Origin of the sequence: Flavihumibacter fluminis, from assembly GCF_021491375.1 — a bacterium.
Taxonomy (GTDB): Bacteria; Bacteroidota; Bacteroidia; order Chitinophagales; family Chitinophagaceae; genus Flavihumibacter; species Flavihumibacter fluminis.
Map to the genome: position 1 here is coordinate 234,259 of NZ_JAKEVY010000004.1, position 17,405 is coordinate 251,663.

Sequence of the window (17,405 nt, forward strand, 5' to 3'; positions counted from 1 at the left end):
CCACCCCCAAAAATCCCGGGCACAACCCCGGTTTTTTATAGGCAATCATCTATGTTGAAACGCTGCTTAAACTTCTTATCCAGCTTTTCACAGCACCAACAGCAATCAAATTCCAACTTTTTATCAATGTTTTTTTACCTTTTAACCTGCAAACGGTTTCGCAAACGTTTGTTGTGTAAAAAATACATATTGAGTTAAAATTAGCAAGTTTTTATTAAAAAATAACTTTTTTGTGGCTCGTATTACAATAAAAGATATCGCCAGAAAGCTGAACATCAACCCCTCCACAGTTTCCAGGGCCCTGCGCGACCATCCCGATGTCAGTGCCTCTCTGCGCCAGGAAATCAAACAACTGGCCGAAAAAATGGGCTACAAGCCAAACCTCATGGCAATTAACCTCCGCCGGGGCAGCAGTCACACCATAGGCCTTATTATTCCCGAAATCGCCTCCTTTTTCTTCCCCTCCCTTATCAAAGCAGTGGAAGAAGCAACCCACGCCAAGGGCTATAACTTATTGGTTCTCCACTCCAATGACAGTCTCGACCGGGAAATTGAAAACGCCGAGATCTGCGCCAATATGGGGGTGGATGGCGTGCTGGTATCCCTATCCCGCCAAAGCCACGATATCGAACATTTCCAGGAGCTGATGGCTGCCGGAGTGCCGATTGTATTTTTCGATAAGGTTGTTCAAAACTCCCTGGCCCACCAGGTGGTGATGCCTGGTAAGGAAGCTGCTTCCCTTGCTGTGGAGCGATTGATTGCCTCGCTGCCAGCAGGTTCGCGTATCATGGGGGTGTTTGCCGATACCCGGCTCTCAATTACCGAGGACCGGCTGGAAGGGTTTAATGAAACATTGCGCCAACACAACTGGCAGGACGACTGCGTTCAACGCGTGATTACCGACGATCCAAAAGAAGCAGGTGACCAGTTCCAGAAAGCCTGGGAATCTCTGGCCCGGCCGGCCGGACTTTTTGTAATGAGTGATGAACTGCTTTCCGGTATCCTGCCTGTTTTATATAAACAGAAGGTACGGATCCCAGAGGAGCTCCACCTGGCTGCTATCAGCGATGGAGAACTCCCCCGGTACCTGCCCTTTGAATTTCCTTATGTGCGCACCTCGGGGTATGAAATGGGGCAGGCGGCCACTGCGCTCTTGTTTCAACTCATCCGCCAGCTGCCCATAGTGCCCGAGACACATTATATGGAGGTTCAGGTGGTAAACGCCTCCTGAACCGGGGTGTTCATGGATTCCTTTAAAAGAGCTTCCACCGGAACCTGTTGCAATAGCTTTTCTTCCAGCAGGTTGGCGAAGGCTTCAAAATAGAGGATCACATCTTCCCGCTGGTTGCGTTTCAGCCAGCGAAACCCACCAGGCAGGGCATTCAGCACGTCGCGGTCCTCCAGGTATTCTATATTATGAATATCCGTGGGGGTAAGCCCGATCTCCTGCAACTTGGTCATCATGAGGCCCAGTGGCACACTGGTTACCGAGCAATACTCCTCCGCAATTTCCGTCCACTCTCCTACCCCCGTATGTGCATACTGAAGGATCTCTTCTTTGCTGAGTTGGGTAACCACCTGCAGCAGGTTACCGCAATTGCATCCGCCATGATGGCCCCAGGCATAATAAGCACCGCTCCTCAGATTGGAAGCTGTTTTCCTCAGGGCGTCGATTAATACCATTCCAGGTGTTGCCATATCAAAATCATTTGTATTAAAATTCCATCAATCGGGGCAATTGAAATCGCTTTGTTTAAACATGGGGCGCGTGCAATTGATCCATCCTTAACTTTAATGCTCTAAACAGCTGTAGTATGAAACACATGTATAAGGCTTTGTTGGTCTGCCTGCTCGGCACAGGCTTGCAGGCCCAGGAAAATCCGCTTTGGATGAGATATCCCAGTATTAGTCCGGATGGCAAAACCATTGCCTTTGGTTACAAGGGCGATATCTATCGCGTGGATGCAACCGGCGGGGTTGCCATCCCCCTCACCATTCACGAGTCACAGGATATGATGCCGGTTTGGAGCAGAGATGGCAAAAGCATTGCGTTTGCATCTGACCGTTATGGCAACTTTGATGTATTTGTAATGCCTGCAACAGGTGGCGCACCCGTTCGATTAACACATCACAGTTCACCTGATTTTCCTTTTGATTTTTCACCCGATAACAAACAGGTGATCTTTGGAAGCGCGAGGAATATTCCTACAGAGAATATTCGCTTTTACAGTCCGCGTTTGTTTCAGAATTTATACAGCGTTTCGGTTACAGGTGGACGTAATATCCTGCTCAGCTCAGCCGGAATGGATATTGCACGCTATAACAGCAAAGGTACTCAGATCGTATTCCAGGATCGCAAGGGATACGAAGATGCCTGGCGTAAGCACCACAACTCATCTGTTACCCGCGATATATGGGTAATGGAAACAGCCACCAACACCTTTCGCAAAATCTCTGGTTATGAGGGAGAGGATCGGGAGCCGGTATTCAGCGGCGATGACCAGTTCATCTATTACCTGAGTGAGAAAAACGGCACCCAGAATATTTACAAGGCACCTGTATTAAACCGGATGGCGGAACAACAGCTGACCAAACTGGATCGCCACCCGGTGCGGCATTTAACTGCGAGTAAAGACAATACCCTCTGTTATACTTATAACGGTGAGATCTATACGATGAAAGAGGGTGAGCAACCGAAGAAGTTAGCTGTTCAAATATTTAATGATGGTCGCGCTGGTGTAACGAAGAATGTATCTATCAATGGAAACGTAACGCAGTTTGCATTATCACCCAATGGCAAGGAGATTGCCTTTGTAACGCGTGGCGAAATCTTTGTAACCAGTGTAGAAGGCAAACAAACCAAACGTATTACCAATACGCCAGAGCAGGAAAGAATGGTGCAATGGAGTCCGGATGGCAAAGCATTGATTTATGCTGCCGAGCGTAATGATAACTGGGATATTTACCAGGCAACCATTGCACGCGCGGAAGAGCCTTATTTCTATGCAGCAACAGTTATAAATGAAACTCCCCTGATTGCTACCTCTGAAGAAGAATACCAGCCGAAGTTTTCTCCGGATGGAAAGGAGATCGCGTATGTAGCAGAGCGTAATCAGTTGAAAGTATATAATCTTGCCACTAAGAAAACCCGCACACTCCTGCCCACCGGGCATAATTATTCCTATTCAGATGGGGATTGGGATTTCAACTGGAGTCCCGATGGCCAGTGGATCATCAGTGATGACAGTGATGGCAAAATGTTTTCAGATAACATGGCCATGATCAAGGCCGATGGCAGCGGAGGTATTCAGCATCCGATCAAGAGTGGCTTTGGTCAGGGTAATTCCAAATGGGGCATGGATGGTAAAGCAGTGTTCTGGACCAGTTCCAAAGAAGGCCGGAAATCACTGGCCATGCAGGGCAGCAGGGAAGTGGATATATATGCAGGGTTTTTAGACCAGGACCTCTATGATAAGTTTAAGTTGAGTAAGGAAGAGTATGCGTTGGTGGAGGAGAGGAAGAATGGAGGAAAGGAAGAGGGAAAAAAGGAAGAGGGGGTAATGGAGAAGGGAGGAAAAGGAGAAGGGAAGAAAGGGAAGAAGGAGGTGAAGGCGCCTGAAGAGGAAAAACCGAAGTGGACACCCTTGTTGGAGAATTTGGAGAACAGGGTGGCAAGGCTCACCATTAATTCCAGCTCCATTGCGGATTATGCAGTGAACAAAGATGGTTCTAAGATCTATTACCTGGCGGCTTTTGAGAAAGGGTATGATCTCTGGGTTACAGAACCGCGCACCAAGGAAACCAAGATACTGGCCAAACTTGGTGGTACACCTAGTGGTATCCAGATGAGCAAGGATGGTAAGAGTCTGTTTGTAACCAATCGCGGTGCCCTGGTGAAGATTGATGAGGCAGGTAAGATTAGTCCAATTTCCATTGACGGCGAAATGGTCTTAAATGCCGCGGCAGAGCGCGAATATATTTTTGATCATGCCTGGAGACAGGTACAGAAGAAATTCTATGATCCCAAGATACACGGCATTGATTGGGAGGGACTGAAAAAAGACTATGCACGTTTCCTGCCCCATATCAGCAATAACTATGATTTCCAGGAACTGCTGAGTGAACTCCTGGGTGAACTGAATGCTTCGCATACAGGAGGACGTTATAGTCCGCAAATGCAAAACCCCGATGCCACTGCAGCACTCGGCCTGCTCTATGATGAAAGCAAGGGCGGCAATGGCCTGATCGTAACGGAGGTGATAGAAGGCGGACCACTGGATCGTGCAGAAAGTAAAGTGAAAGCGGGTGTGGTGATCGAAAAGATTGATGGCGTGTCAATCAGCCAGGAGAACGACTGGACAGCTTTATTGAATCGCAAAGCAGAGAAGAATACCTTGCTCAGTTTGTATGATCCAACATCCGGCAAACGCTGGGAGGAATCCACCAAACCGATCAGCTTCCAGGATGAGGCATCTCTAATGTACAAACGCTGGGTAAAGAAGATGGATGCGATGGTGAACAAACTCAGTGGAGGTAAAGTGGGTTATGTGCATGTGCAGGGCATGAACGATGGCAGTTTCAGAAACACTTTTGATGCAGTGCTGGGTAAAAATGGTGACAAAGAAGCACTGATTGTGGATACCCGCTTCAATGGAGGTGGCTGGTTGCACGACGACCTGCTGACATTCCTGAGTGCCAAACGGTACCTGGATTTTGCGCCCCAGGGCAATCGCCTGAAAGATGGGGAGCCGGCCGGCAGGTGGAGCAAACCCAGCTGTGTGGTGATGAGTGAGGGCAACTATTCCGATGCCTTTATCTTCCCTTATGTGTACAAGCAGCAGGGCGTGGGTAAACTGATCGGCATGCCGGTTCCGGGAACAGGTACAGCAGTATGGTGGGAGACACAGATTGATCCGACTATTGTATTTGGCATTCCTATGGTTGCAACAATTGGCAAGGAAGGAAGACCTACCGAGAATTTACAACTGGAGCCGGATATAAGGGTACCACTTTCGTACGAAGATTTCCTGAATGGAAAGGATGCACAGATCGAGGCGGCGGTTAAGGAGATGTTGAAGACGATCAATGAAAAGAAGGCATTTTAAGAGGTGAGACGTCAGACGTGAGACGTGAGAAAGGTGGATTTCCTTAAGGGAAAGATAAAAATAAGGGGTGGCGAACGATTTTGGGGGATTCCTTCGTTAGTTTGGAGCGTGAAACTATCCAACATGAAGAACTCCTCCGGAATCAGTCGCCGCCCTTTTTTTATACTCAGTCTATTGTTTTTGGCTATTTCTTTCAGCGTCCATGCACAAACCATTACGGGTGTGTGGAGGGGCAAGATCAAGGGGCAGCAGGCAGAAGTGAAGATTGTGAAATCGGGAGATGAGTTAGTTGGGGTTGCCTATTATTACCAGAAGAAGAACAAGTACAAGCGATACAGTTTACGCGGGCATTTTGATCCCAATACCAATTCAGTGATCTGGTGGGATGAGATGTTGCTGGATGATTATGGCACCGGAGGTATTATGCAACTTCGGCCGGATGCCGGTGCACAGATGATGGTAGCAGATTTTAATTGTCCGGGGGGCGAGGAAATGTACCTTGATGGCACCAGTTCAAGTCGCGATAAACAAAACAGTAAAAATGGGGAAGTTCATCTCCAGAAAATGTCCAAACCCATCTTCAATGATGAGTGGGATTTCATCATAGATAATTATTTCGTGGGGGGTAATGATCCGATCCTGATTGATAGTATATCACAGATTACGGCGAAAGTGAATTTTCCTGAGGAGAAGAATATGAAACCTGTGATGGTGATAGTTGCTCCGGGTAAGAGCAATCCTCCGCCTGCTGTGAGTGCTCCCGAGCCGGGTGCTGCAAACCCTACCCCTGCTCCTGTTGCAACCACACCAGCTCCTGCTCCAGTGGCAACTGCACCCATAGATGTGGTGGAAAAGAAATTCACAACCCGTAAGAATGTCCTGCAAACGGTGATCCCTATCACGGCTAAGACAATTGAGCTGCGCTTTTACGACAATGCCCAGGTGGATGGTGATTCTATAGCGCTTTTCCTGAATGGCAGGTTGTTATTTAAAAATATCCGGTTAACGGAGGAGGCTTATACGATTAAGATCAATGCGGCTGATCTGCAGGCGGACAATGAGCTGGTAATGGTAGCCGAGAACCTGGGAAGCATCCCCCCGAACACTTCCTTTATGGTAGCGATTGTGGGCGACAAGAGATTTGAGGCCAGGCTCTTCGCCAATGAGCAAAGCAGTGCGATGATCCGGCTGGTAAATCCGGAGTTGTTGAAAGAGTGAACGCGCTAGCTGATTCAATTCATCGGATTTGATTCAATTCTGATTCAATTAAAACTTGTTTTGATTCAATTATGCTGCCTGTTTGATTCAATTTTTGAATAGGTTAATTGACTCATCAAGTAATTTATCCTGCAATTTATAGCTGGTAGCCGGACCTTTTCCTTTAGAAAGGAGGATACCTTTTGTGACTAAATCTGCCAAATCACGGGTAGCGGTTGGTCGGGAAACTTTATTGATCTGTAAATAGAGTGTGTTGTTTATTTCCCCATAGATAAGAAGGAATTTCAGTGCAGCCGATTGTCTTTCGTTCAACTGGTATTTTTGATTGTATTGTACTACCAGCATTGAGGCTTCCTCCCTGGACATGATATAGGAACGTTCTCTTAAATACTCAGACACCAACACATTCATAGGGTTCCGATCCTTCAATTTGGGATTCCTTTTCATCCGATTCAACACTGCTGCTTTGGTGTTAGGGTCTATGAGTTCAGACTTTGCATGTTGAACTGCTTCCCGAAATAGATTATTATAGGCCTTTTGATCGGGGGAACGCTCCACTCGGCTCATATCGGGGTATTTACTGACGATTGTTTTACCACGCACCACCCGAAATACCATGCTTTTTCCAAACTTGCCATGGAAATTATGGAAGAGCAAATTGTTCTGTACGATTGCCATAGATATTGATTTAGTGTAATATAAGAAATAAACACATCTTTCATTAATCTTTCAATATGCTTACGTACATCCTACGTATAATATCTAATAAACTAATAATAATCAGTGCATTATCAACCGATTGAATTGAATCAATTGAATCACAAGCAGTCACTTGCATCAATCCAGGGGAATATCTATATTGTCAAACTTATCCTTTGACCCCTCTCCGGGACTCAGGTGGCGAAGCATTACCCGAATCCGAAAACAACTCCGATTTGGAAAACAAATAGTAGTGGTAAAAACAATCCTCGCAATTATTCTAATTACAGCGCTTACAGGTTGTAATGAATCGCCTAAACAGGCAAACCAGCTGGTTTCAGTGGAAACGAAGAACGCAGATAGTTTACTCATTCTTCAAACACTAGCTGATGCGCTAGTTATTGCAGACCAGAATAAGGCAAAAACATCATTCAGTTATGAATTCTATCAGCCATATGAAGACTCATCAGAGGAAATAAAAACGGCATTAGTCATGGGGAATCTCTTTGATGAAAACAACAAACATCTCTTAATTCGAAGAGTTACACCAGCCGAGGTAGCATTAACTATTTATAGTATAGAAAAAAACAATTTTAAACTGATTGCAGAAAGAACCGAATGGAAGTTGAATTATCTCAATGACACTATCAGAGACATTAATGGGGATTCTTTCAATGATTATATTGTCCACACCTATCCTTCTTCGGGTTGCTGTTTAGCAGATGTTTATCATGTTTACCTGTACCAACAACAAACAGGTGCCTTTACATCACCCTATATATTTCTAAACCCCACATTTTATCCAGAAGAAAAAACAATTCTCGGACTAACATATGATCACCCTGGGGCAGCAGGATTATACAAATTTACTTGGGTCGGAACACAGATCGATACAATTGAATATTTATATCAACTGGATCCAGAAAATAAAACATTCATAAAGACACTTAAACCAACGCTTAATCCCAATAAAGATCAGGGTAAAATACTGCGTAGTTTACCAAAGGAATACATGAGTTTGGATAGTATTACTTTAAACTGGTTTATGGGAACTTACTAATTAAAATTATGAAATTAATATACTTACCTATTATCTTATTCTCACTTCATTCCTGTTCGCTGATAGAAAAGAAAAGCTGTAAAGTGCCATCACAATTATTAAATGAAATCAGCAAAATAGCTCACCAGGAAAAGGCAACAATTAAAGAATTTTCCGGAATAAATAATCTACTATTCGAATTAGAGGCAGTAGATTCATTGAACGATTTCAGCTATTGCAATGATTACATCACCAATATAGCAGTGCTCTTTAATTCACCAGATTCGAATAAGCGGGCATTGGGGTACAGACTCATAGGTTTGGCCAGGGATACAAGCTTTAATACAGAACTGATTAAAAGAATCAACTCAGATGAAAACTCACTGCTTAAAACCTGGTGTTCCACCGCGCTAATGGAAAACAAAGCACCCAATTCTGCGGAACCCTTATTTAAGCTTTTAACTTCGCCGCCGGATGGACTTCCAGTATCTCTGTTAATCAATAAGTATATTACCTATGATGTTGAAAGCGTCAAAAAAACCAGCTGGAAATTTATTGATTCGCCAATCAGAACTGAGCAGATATTTGCCATACAAATACTCTCATATTTTGAAAAATACGAAAAACTACAAGCTAAATTGATTGAATTCCTCTCATCCTGGGAAATGGAATCAAAAGGCTGGGTAATATCCGCAATTGCACAACAAAAAATGGCTAATCTAAAACCTACTCTAGAACAGTACCTAACGAACGAAGATCTAAAAGATGTAATTATCCTGGCGCTGGAAAATAGTCCAACAAAAAGTGATAACGAGTTTGCAAAAGAATTAAATAAATAAACCAAATGGGCACCTGGGGTACCGGCATATTACAGAATGATACTACGGTTGACGTTTGGACGGAATTCAAAGAATTGTATAATTCCGGTCATGATATTAAGAAAATACGCAAACACCTGGAAAAAGAGCATCAACCGAATAAATTTCAGGAGTACTACTCAGAAATCTGGACAGGAATCGCCTATGGACAATGGATGTGCGGAGAGTTGGAAGCATATACTTTGGAAAAGGTGAAGGCGGCCACAAATGACAAATGGATGTCTTTATGGGCTGAAGACAAAAAACAGTTGCAAAAAAGAATTAAAGTATTATCTGAGTTTATTTTAAAAATTCAGACCCCACGTCCCAGTCCACTTAAACGAAAGAGAGTTGTAGTTAGACAATGCTACTTCAAAACGGGGGATATCATCAGTATTGAAATAAATGACCATCAATTTGCTGGAGCTATTGTTACTAATCATCATGATTATAGGAATGATGGTGAACATAGAATAGTCTTCACCGATTGTATTTCCAATACAGAAATAACCTTGGAAGACGTACTAAAAGCGAATATATTTTACCTGGATAAAGGAGGGGCCAACAACTATTACAGAGGATACTTTGAAGCTTCCTTTTCTGCCAGAAATATGGTTAAAAAAATAAAATTGGTAAATAAAATAGGAGAAATTACTACAAAAGAATTTTTGTGGCTTAAAGTCGGCATTCCAGTTGGAGATTGGAATATTATTACTGAATTATATAACGAACAGATAGCATTTCTCAGCACAAATCAATCTGATAAACCAATAAATGTAACCGTTCAGGAATTTCTAAAACGAGACGAAAAATTAGAAGCAATTCTTATTGCATGGGACAAGAAGATATTCAAAGAAAAACTGAATAAATGATACCCCTTTCCAATGACCACTGATAACAAAATGAAGAAAAGAATATTACTAGGAATAACGATACTAATTGCTTTAGGATTTGTAATTACAGGCTGGATCAATTTATTTAGGGATGAAGCAACTGCACAATGGCAGCACTTTGTTACTATAGTATTTCTTCTAATTATTATCTATTTCTATTTTACAAATTTCACAAAGACAGTCATTTTAACAGGGGTATTTTTTCTTGCAGGAACATTTGGATTACTTTCAATGACCGCTGGCATATCCACTTTCTATTTTAGGATTGGACCCATCCAATCACCTCCTTTAAATGGCTTATCAATTGGATTATTATTGCTGTATTTGATTCTAAATCTTGATACAATCATAGATATGAAACTGGACTATGAGGAAAAGAAGAAAACAAACTAACCTTAATATTGCGGTGATTGTAATTTTTATTTTATTTATTAAGACATTTGGATTTGCTCAATCAAGCGTCAGTATGAATGAAAAGCAGGGAGGTATCGAAAAATTTATCCCCGAGGGCTACTCCCTACTAGATTCCGCAACAGGAGATTTAAATCTTGATAAATATCCTGATAAACTATTGGTGTTGAAAATAAATGGGGAAGACTCGATGGCAAATGATGTGGATCATACAGTAAAAAGACCGCTGTTGATTTTAATCGGCCAGGCAAACAAGAGCTTTACACTCGCGGCCCGGAATGACAATGCGGTGTATTGTGTAAACTGCGGCGGAATGATGGGCGATCCCTATATGGGTATAGTCATCAAAAAGGGTTACTTCTCTATTGAGCATTATGGTGGAAGCGCCTGGCGCTGGACAAGAATCATCACCTTTAAATATTCTACTGCGGATAAGAACTGGTATTTAAACAAGGATGGCGGTGTCTATTATCATACAACCGAGCCTGATAAGATGGAGACGAACATTAAAACCACCAAAGAATTTGGGAAAATCGCTTTTGATAAGTTTGATATATACAGTGACTTGAAATAATATCTGATTTAGAAACAAATTCTGATGATCAGCTTCGAACTTAACAGGCATTTAGAAATTGATGAAGAATTTCAAGGCATCAACCTGACTGAATTTGCTGTTGTATTAGAGGCAGAAATAAACAATGATGAAATAGTAGACAGGTTCATCCGATCAAAAAACCTCTCTTATGACAGTTTACGTGACTGCGTAAAAAAAGAACCAGGCATAGGTTATTTACGTCAAGCATTCAATATTGAAAAAATATCCATATCCGACTTCAGAAAATTAAACAAAGAAAAAACAAGACAATTTCTACTTGATTTCTCAAATGAACCAGATTGGGGTAATGATAAGGACGAATTTAAAACATTGCTTAACAGGTATCTGGAGATTCATCAACAATTTGGAGATGACAATTACTTTTATGTACTATCAAAAGACTGGTTCAGTCCTGATGATAAAAAGCTATTAATTCCGGAAAGCTGGTGTTATACCTATTATTTTATAATTGTTTCAATTGATAGAGAGAATAATGTATTGACAATAATGGAGTGGACTTATGATTAAATTATTCAACGCAACAAACCACCATGCAAGGATCCAAATTATCTGACTACCTGGTTTTATTTATTTTAACTACTATGATGATTTCCTGCCGTAGTTACAGAACATTTAGTGAAAAGCAATTTGGCAGGCCATTATCCGCACAGGAGCAAATACTCTATGAAGAAAGCAGGAAATGTGGAAAGGTGTATGCGCTAACTCCTGCGGAACGTAGTAAAAAATACCCTTTCTCTAATGCTTCTACCATACAATTGGTATCCTTTAAAAATAATTCAACTGATGATCTAAACTATTACAGGGACAGTTTACCCCGAATGAATGATACTGTTTGCTATAGTAAACTTTTCGAAATCATCACACTACGTTCGTCACAGATAGATATACTGACAGATTTGTTGTACAATTACGGAAAAAAATCAACCTACACCCCTCCCAAGGGTGTTTTCTTAACAGGCAGCATTCCAACCTGCTACAACCCCAGAAATGCCATCCTGTTTATCGATCAAAACAACCAGGTTTATGATTTCATTGAGATTTGCTTTGAATGTGATAATTGGGAAACCAGTTCAACAATAATTGATTTAGGCGAATCCTGTACTGATAAGTTAAAACTACTTAAGCAGTTTTTTTTAGAAGTTGGAGTTCACTATGGAACGACTGAATTATCCAATAAATAACTTTAACCAACTCCATCCCAAATGAACCATAGGATACTATTTATTTCTGCGGTCGTAATACCATTGCTAGTGGCCTGTTCAAATAGCAGTGGTAATTCCTTTGCGATAAGAGATTTCAGCCAATCTTTACAGCCGTATTTACGAAAGGCAGTTGAGCAGGGTATAGTTGGATATGATAGCAATACGAAATTCATAGAAAGGAACGCTACCGATAAAGAATTAGAAAAATTAAGCCAATCCGAACATCCTGTTTTACGCGCAGTTGCACTTAGAGAGATGCTGGAAAGACCTGGTTTCGATCATTTTCACCTTATTATGAATCACTTATCAGATACTGCGATAGTGGCAGTAAACGAGGGTGAATGGGGTATCGTTCATCATCGGGTATCTGATGAGATGCTACATAATGGCAAATGGACTGATACGGCAGCATTAAACACAACCATCAGGGAAATAATCTTACATCACTCTTACCTCAATAGTGCATTTGACAAAATAGGACATGTCGAATTGAATGAAACCTATTACCCGATTATTAAAAAAATGCTTAATCGGGAGCGGAACTTTTATGACCAGTTCGAACACTACGAAAAAGCACTATATGTTTTAGCCTCTTATAAAAAACCAGAAGACATCCCCTTTATTAAACAAATGCTATCTGATAATATTTTATGGTTGTCAAATCATTCTTTCTCATTAATGGAAAATTTTCCGGATGATTCTTACCTGGATATATATGAAAAATATTCCCGCAGAATATTTTACAGAAATATTTGCAAAGGATTCTATTTCGATTCAGAAATCTTCTTTAATTCCGTAGCGAGTTATCAAAATGAGAGAAGTGCCAAAATATTAAGTTTCATACTAAACAGAAAGCCTTTCATGCCATGCATAAACGAAAGTCGCGATATTAAGAGGAATCTCGTGCTGGCAATCTGGAATAACCCATGTAAAGCATATTCTAAAATCAGGAATCAAATAAGGCAGGATGCCAAAAAATATATAGTGGAAATTAGAAAAAGTGAAGCAATGGAATTATCTATTGAAATAGACAACACATTTTTTAAAAAAGACACTTCACCAGAGCCAGTAAGGTGGTGGTGATAAATCTTTTCAAACAGCACTTAGTATATTAATGCGTGTATACTCTTTAATTATCTTGTTTTTCCTGCCAGCCTTTGCAATAGCTCAAACTACCCGGTTTCAGCAGGAAGTGAATTCACTTGATTCACTGCTACGGAAAACCAAGTCTTTTAAGCAACAAATTAAAGGTGACCGAAAACAGCTTTACCAGCAAAAGAAAGCTGAACTTCTTGAAAGGCCGGATACCACCTTTGCCTGGCAACGCTTTCTTTTATTAACGGAACTACTGGAACAGGTTCAGGACAATCACCTGGGATTTTATCAACGGGTAAATTACCAGCTATTTCAAACAAAAGAACAACTTGACTCACTCCACGCATCTGACTATTTCCGGGATATGCCAAACGTTAACTGGGACCTGGATTCACTAAAACTGAAATTAGCTGTCAAATCGGCTTCAGAAGTGGAGGGTATCTTTCTGTATGGCAACTATTACAGGATGGGCGTAATTAAATCAGGTGAGCAGCAATATATGGGAGTTGTACTGGAATCCTCATCACCCTATGTAAAACCCGGATACATCATGGCCTGGTTAAGAGAAAAAGAAAACAACCGGTTTTCAGCAATTTATATTCATCCAGTAACAAAAAATTTCAACTTTTACGCTACTGAGCGATATTCCAATCAACAACTGCTGTATTCGAAATTTTATCAGTCCGACTATACTGGTATTTACACAAAACAATTAAACGGTTCAGATTATTCCAATCTGCCGGATACTGCCAGTCCCTTTTTGCTCAATGAACCACTTCCTTCAGTACAATATGTGCGCGTAAGTAGTTTTTCCAACAATGGTAAATTGAAGAAGCAATCCGATAGCCTGTTTCAATTGCTAACCCGTTCCAATCCACAAGCCTATACTATTTTCGATTTGCGTAATAATACAGGTGGTGCAGCTTCCATGGCGAAGCTCTATATTAAGTGGATTAACCATATCAGGAAAAAATCCAGGGTAGTTGTTTTAATCAATGCCTATACCCTCAGCCAGGGAGAAATAACTGCATCTAAATTATCCAAATTAAAAGGGGTTGTATTGGCAGGTCAATCTACCAAAGGTATGCTGGCCTATGGTAGTAACTATGGCAGGCATATTCTGATTGCAGGAGGGGAATTTGTTTTTTATCCAACCGATATGCGAACGCCTGGTATGTTTAAATTTGAAGATATTGGTATTCAACCGGACATGGAGTTATCAAATCAGGAAGACTGGTTGAAACAAGTTTATAATTACTGGAAATTACCTGCCGAATAATTAATAACCTAAACCAATGCTACAATTAATCAACTCACAACCCAGAAATATGAAGAAATTCTGCATTCTTTTAAGTACTCTATTACTCTTATTTGCAGGCAGCCAGGAAGGAACGGCACAGACAACCAAATACAAACATGAAACAGATAAATACACAATTGAATTTCCAAATCAATTTCAACAGAACACTCAATACCTGGAAACAGCGGTTGGCACTTTATTAATGAACATAAGCGCTTGGGCATCCGACGAAAATAGCAACGACAGTAATTTAGTCTATATGCTCTTTGATACTGATTATCCGGACTCAACCATACATTCTGATAAAAAAGATAAACTGAATATATTTTTTGATGGCGCCATCAATGGAGCTGTAAATTCAAGCAAGGGCAAATTAATAAGCCAGACTGAAGGAACAACAGGTATATATCCTCATAGAATAATTGAAATTGAATACCAGGAAGGATTGGCAATGATCAGGATGAAAATGATTCTTGTAAAAAACAAATCAATCATCATTCAGACCATCACTCTCAAAGAGAACTATCCAAACGATTCAATTACCAGGTTTTTTAACTCTTTACGCCTAAAGTAAGACGCTGGTAATACTCATCAATAAATACTGTTTAATGTCGCCAATTGTCTCCAAAAGACATCCCTATAATTTTTATTTTTCAATAATTTTTCTGGCTCTATTCTACATTGCCTTGGGTTCTGCAATCATTTTTGGTTACATCCGAGAAAGTAGCGAAGGAGATGTCAAGGTAAAAACATTTTTTTTGCTCATAATGGGTATCGCCTGTTATGCTCTTGCGGTTTATAGCATTTACCGTTACATAAAGAATGCGCCAACAATCATACTGGATGAAGATTTTATTTCATTTGGAAATACAACATATGCATTGACAGATATAAAAAAAGTTACTCTTACAGGAAAACGACCTTTTAAATATGTAGACAATCTTCCAATGGAGGCTGCAACCATTACATTTCGTAATAATGAGATCCGATACATTTTTAATGACATGTACTCCAACTCCTGGGAATTTAAATACTTTCTTAAACAGGTCGTTGTAGATAAAAATAATTATACAGAAAAAAAAGAATTATCCATTGAATCAAATGAGACAATCATCGATACTTTTGAAGTATTTAAAGGTAACCAATTCACTTCCTTTAGAGGGATTATTCTTTGGGTTTTAATAATAATACTCATCTATGCGCATTTTAATAATAGCATAAAAAATTCATACGGAGGCAATATATTTTTAGCCGGTGCAGGTCTGTTTTGGTTTTTTCTAAACTCCTATTTTATGTATTACTTCAAGGTATCCAACAGTTTTTTTCTTATACGTAATCATAATTTCTTTTGGGTTAAAAAAGCCTATCGCATTTCCGATATTAAAGAGATAGTTTATGAAACTCAGGGGAATATGCCAAACTGTCTCCGAATCATTACAAAAGATTATAGAGATAAACTTTACCCAGCAGGAACATTAAGAGATACAGACTGGCTAAATTTAAAAACAACACTTGAAAGTTATAAGATTAAAGTCAGGAATGAGTGTATTTGAAATACTGAAAAAATATGGTAGCGCAACTCCTAAAAGAATTCTTTGACCCCTACATAAAACTGGAGCTCCAGGTATGGCGCAATTTTGAACAATTGGGTGAAGTGATTCAATACCCGAAAGAAACCATTCTCAAACCTGCCGGCAGCGTGGAGAAATACATGAATTTCATCATGGAAGGCTCAGGAGGAAACCTGATCTGGAAGAAGAATAATTTCGTTTGTATCGACATCTCTTTTGACCGAGATTTTCTCAACGATTATATGTCCTTCACTACCCGGCAACCAACTCCGATTGAAGTGCGATTATTTGAAGACGCTACTATTTTCCGAATCAGCCACCAGGAATTTCAAAAGACCTTTGCTTCCGGTGCAAAAGGAGAAAAAGTAAGCCGAATTGCAGCCGAAGCCAGTTATATTCATAAACAAAACCAGCAGATCGACTTATTGACCAAAACCGCCAAAGAACGCTACCTCGAGATGCTGAAAACCAATCCCAATATTACCCGAACCCCACTTAAATACCTGGCGTCCTACCTGGGTATTACGCCTCAAAGTCTCAGCAGGATCCGGTCCGGCAAACTAAGCTGACTTACCAAATGGTAACTGGTATACTGCCCTGCACATCTATTTTCGCAGTATGCCACCAACCATTACTGCTAACGCATCAGCAAAAATTCCGGCAACCCAGGTGTTGTTGGTACTGTTTGGATTTCCCATCATTTCCACCCTGCTTTCCCTGCTGTTACTGAAGAAAGAAGCATTTACAGCAGCTGGATTTGATTTCATCCTCTTTTTCTGGATCCTGGTTACTGTTTGGTACCTGGTCCAAATCCTGCTCATTTCCAGGATACTTAAAAAAGCTAGTCTTAATTGGGAATTTGTGAATTATTCTTTGAATAATAAGCAAACGCTTTTTTTTATCGCAGGATATTTGGTGGTCGGCTTTGGAATCGTTGCCTTTATTGAGATATCTCTTGCCAATATGCAGGTGGATCCCGTCAGATTAGCTTCAATTTCTTCCCTTATTCCAAAAACAACTACTGCAAGGATAGTCTTTGTTATCATGGGACTCACGGCGGGTATTTCTGAAGAAATCGTTTACCGCGGGTTTGCTATCCGGGCATTGGAAAGTCATCGGGTTAATAAATGGCTAGCTATAGCGTTGGCTGCTATCCCCTTTATATTCCAACACGGACTAAAATCCATCGACCAGTTTTGGTGGTTTCTGGTTTGGGGATTGGTATTTGGCATCATTTTATTACTAACAAAACGGCTGTATATTACCATCATTATTCACTGGATGATAATATTATCGGCATTGTTTGGGATATTCCAGGCTATCGGATAAATAAACTTGCGTAATCCTATAATTTTTGAATCAATGTCAGTCAACTATATTTGATATATTTATCAAATAA

At 40.7% G+C, this 17,405-nt stretch carries 18 protein-coding genes; 16 read left to right on the top strand and 2 right to left on the bottom strand.

Going from position 1 to position 17,405, the window contains the following annotated elements; genetic code table 11:
* The first annotated feature begins 232 nt into the window (after window positions 1-232).
* Complete coding sequence (locus L0U88_RS16160; protein WP_234867144.1) at window positions 233-1,231, top strand: LacI family DNA-binding transcriptional regulator; 999 nt, start codon at window positions 233-235, stop codon at window positions 1,229-1,231.
* On the opposite strand, the gene L0U88_RS16165 is transcribed toward L0U88_RS16160, so the two are convergent.
* Window positions 1,210-1,698, bottom strand: a complete 489-nt coding sequence (locus L0U88_RS16165) for a hypothetical protein (protein WP_234867146.1) — start codon at window positions 1,696-1,698, stop codon at window positions 1,210-1,212. The two genes, L0U88_RS16160 and L0U88_RS16165, sit on opposite strands and share 22 nt — an antisense overlap.
* Window positions 1,699-1,814: 116 nt before the next feature.
* On the opposite strand from L0U88_RS16165, the gene L0U88_RS16170 reads away from it, so the two are divergent.
* Together L0U88_RS16170 and L0U88_RS16175 are read left to right on the top strand one after the other, a co-directional pair.
* Entirely contained in the window at window positions 1,815-5,105 is a 3,291-nt protein-coding gene (locus L0U88_RS16170; RefSeq protein ID WP_234867148.1) for a S41 family peptidase, read from the top strand.
* Between the two features lie 123 nt (window positions 5,106-5,228).
* Window positions 5,229-6,323, top strand: coding sequence for a hypothetical protein (locus L0U88_RS16175; protein ID WP_234867150.1), 1,095 nt, complete (start codon window positions 5,229-5,231; stop codon window positions 6,321-6,323).
* An 87-nt stretch (window positions 6,324-6,410) separates the two neighbouring features.
* Here the strand turns inward: L0U88_RS16175 and L0U88_RS16180 are convergent, their stop codons facing one another.
* Window positions 6,411-7,001, bottom strand: a complete 591-nt coding sequence (locus L0U88_RS16180) for a hypothetical protein (RefSeq protein WP_234867152.1) — start codon at window positions 6,999-7,001, stop codon at window positions 6,411-6,413.
* A gap of 274 nt (window positions 7,002-7,275) precedes the next feature.
* Between L0U88_RS16180 and L0U88_RS16185 the strand changes: the two genes are divergently transcribed.
* From L0U88_RS16185 to L0U88_RS16245, 13 genes are read left to right on the top strand one after another with little or no spacing between them, the layout of a single operon-like run.
* Entirely contained in the window at window positions 7,276-8,082 is an 807-nt protein-coding gene (locus L0U88_RS16185) for a hypothetical protein (RefSeq protein ID WP_234867154.1), read from the top strand.
* Window positions 8,083-8,090: 8 nt separating this feature from the next.
* Window positions 8,091-8,900, top strand: a complete 810-nt coding sequence (locus tag L0U88_RS16190; protein WP_234867155.1) for a HEAT repeat domain-containing protein — start codon at window positions 8,091-8,093, stop codon at window positions 8,898-8,900.
* Between the two features lie 5 nt (window positions 8,901-8,905).
* Window positions 8,906-9,790, top strand: coding sequence for a hypothetical protein (locus L0U88_RS16195; protein ID WP_234867157.1), 885 nt, complete (start codon window positions 8,906-8,908; stop codon window positions 9,788-9,790).
* A 12-nt stretch (window positions 9,791-9,802) separates the two neighbouring features.
* Window positions 9,803-10,204: a hypothetical protein gene (locus L0U88_RS16200; RefSeq protein ID WP_234867159.1), complete on the top strand. Its 402-nt coding sequence runs from the start codon at window positions 9,803-9,805 to the stop codon at window positions 10,202-10,204.
* The gene (locus L0U88_RS16205; protein ID WP_234867161.1) at window positions 10,179-10,796 is read left to right on the top strand and encodes a hypothetical protein; all 618 of its coding nucleotides are present in this window, start codon (window positions 10,179-10,181) and stop codon (window positions 10,794-10,796) included. Before L0U88_RS16200 ends, L0U88_RS16205 begins: the two co-directional genes overlap by 26 nt.
* Before the next feature lie 24 nt (window positions 10,797-10,820).
* Entirely contained in the window at window positions 10,821-11,345 is a 525-nt protein-coding gene (locus L0U88_RS16210; RefSeq protein WP_234867162.1) for a hypothetical protein, read from the top strand.
* A 23-nt stretch (window positions 11,346-11,368) separates the two neighbouring features.
* Window positions 11,369-12,019, top strand: a complete 651-nt coding sequence (locus L0U88_RS16215) for a hypothetical protein (RefSeq protein WP_234867164.1) — start codon at window positions 11,369-11,371, stop codon at window positions 12,017-12,019.
* Between the two features lie 21 nt (window positions 12,020-12,040).
* The gene (locus tag L0U88_RS16220) at window positions 12,041-13,123 is read left to right on the top strand and encodes a hypothetical protein (RefSeq protein ID WP_234867166.1); all 1,083 of its coding nucleotides are present in this window, start codon (window positions 12,041-12,043) and stop codon (window positions 13,121-13,123) included.
* A gap of 31 nt (window positions 13,124-13,154) precedes the next feature.
* Window positions 13,155-14,414: a S41 family peptidase gene (locus tag L0U88_RS16225; protein ID WP_234867167.1), complete on the top strand. Its 1,260-nt coding sequence runs from the start codon at window positions 13,155-13,157 to the stop codon at window positions 14,412-14,414.
* 49 nt (window positions 14,415-14,463) lie between these two features.
* On the top strand, window positions 14,464-15,009 hold the full coding sequence (locus L0U88_RS16230; RefSeq protein WP_234867169.1) for a hypothetical protein: 546 nt from the start codon (window positions 14,464-14,466) through the stop codon (window positions 15,007-15,009).
* Between the two features lie 34 nt (window positions 15,010-15,043).
* Window positions 15,044-15,988 carry a hypothetical protein gene (locus L0U88_RS16235; RefSeq protein ID WP_234867170.1) on the top strand — a complete coding sequence of 315 codons (945 nt, stop codon included), beginning with the start codon at window positions 15,044-15,046 and terminating at the stop codon, window positions 15,986-15,988.
* Between the two features lie 14 nt (window positions 15,989-16,002).
* Window positions 16,003-16,575, top strand: coding sequence for a Crp/Fnr family transcriptional regulator (locus tag L0U88_RS16240; protein ID WP_234867172.1), 573 nt, complete (start codon window positions 16,003-16,005; stop codon window positions 16,573-16,575).
* 49 nt (window positions 16,576-16,624) lie between these two features.
* Complete coding sequence (locus L0U88_RS16245) at window positions 16,625-17,335, top strand: CPBP family intramembrane glutamic endopeptidase (RefSeq protein WP_234867174.1); 711 nt, start codon at window positions 16,625-16,627, stop codon at window positions 17,333-17,335.
* The last annotated feature ends 70 nt before the right edge of the window (window positions 17,336-17,405 follow it).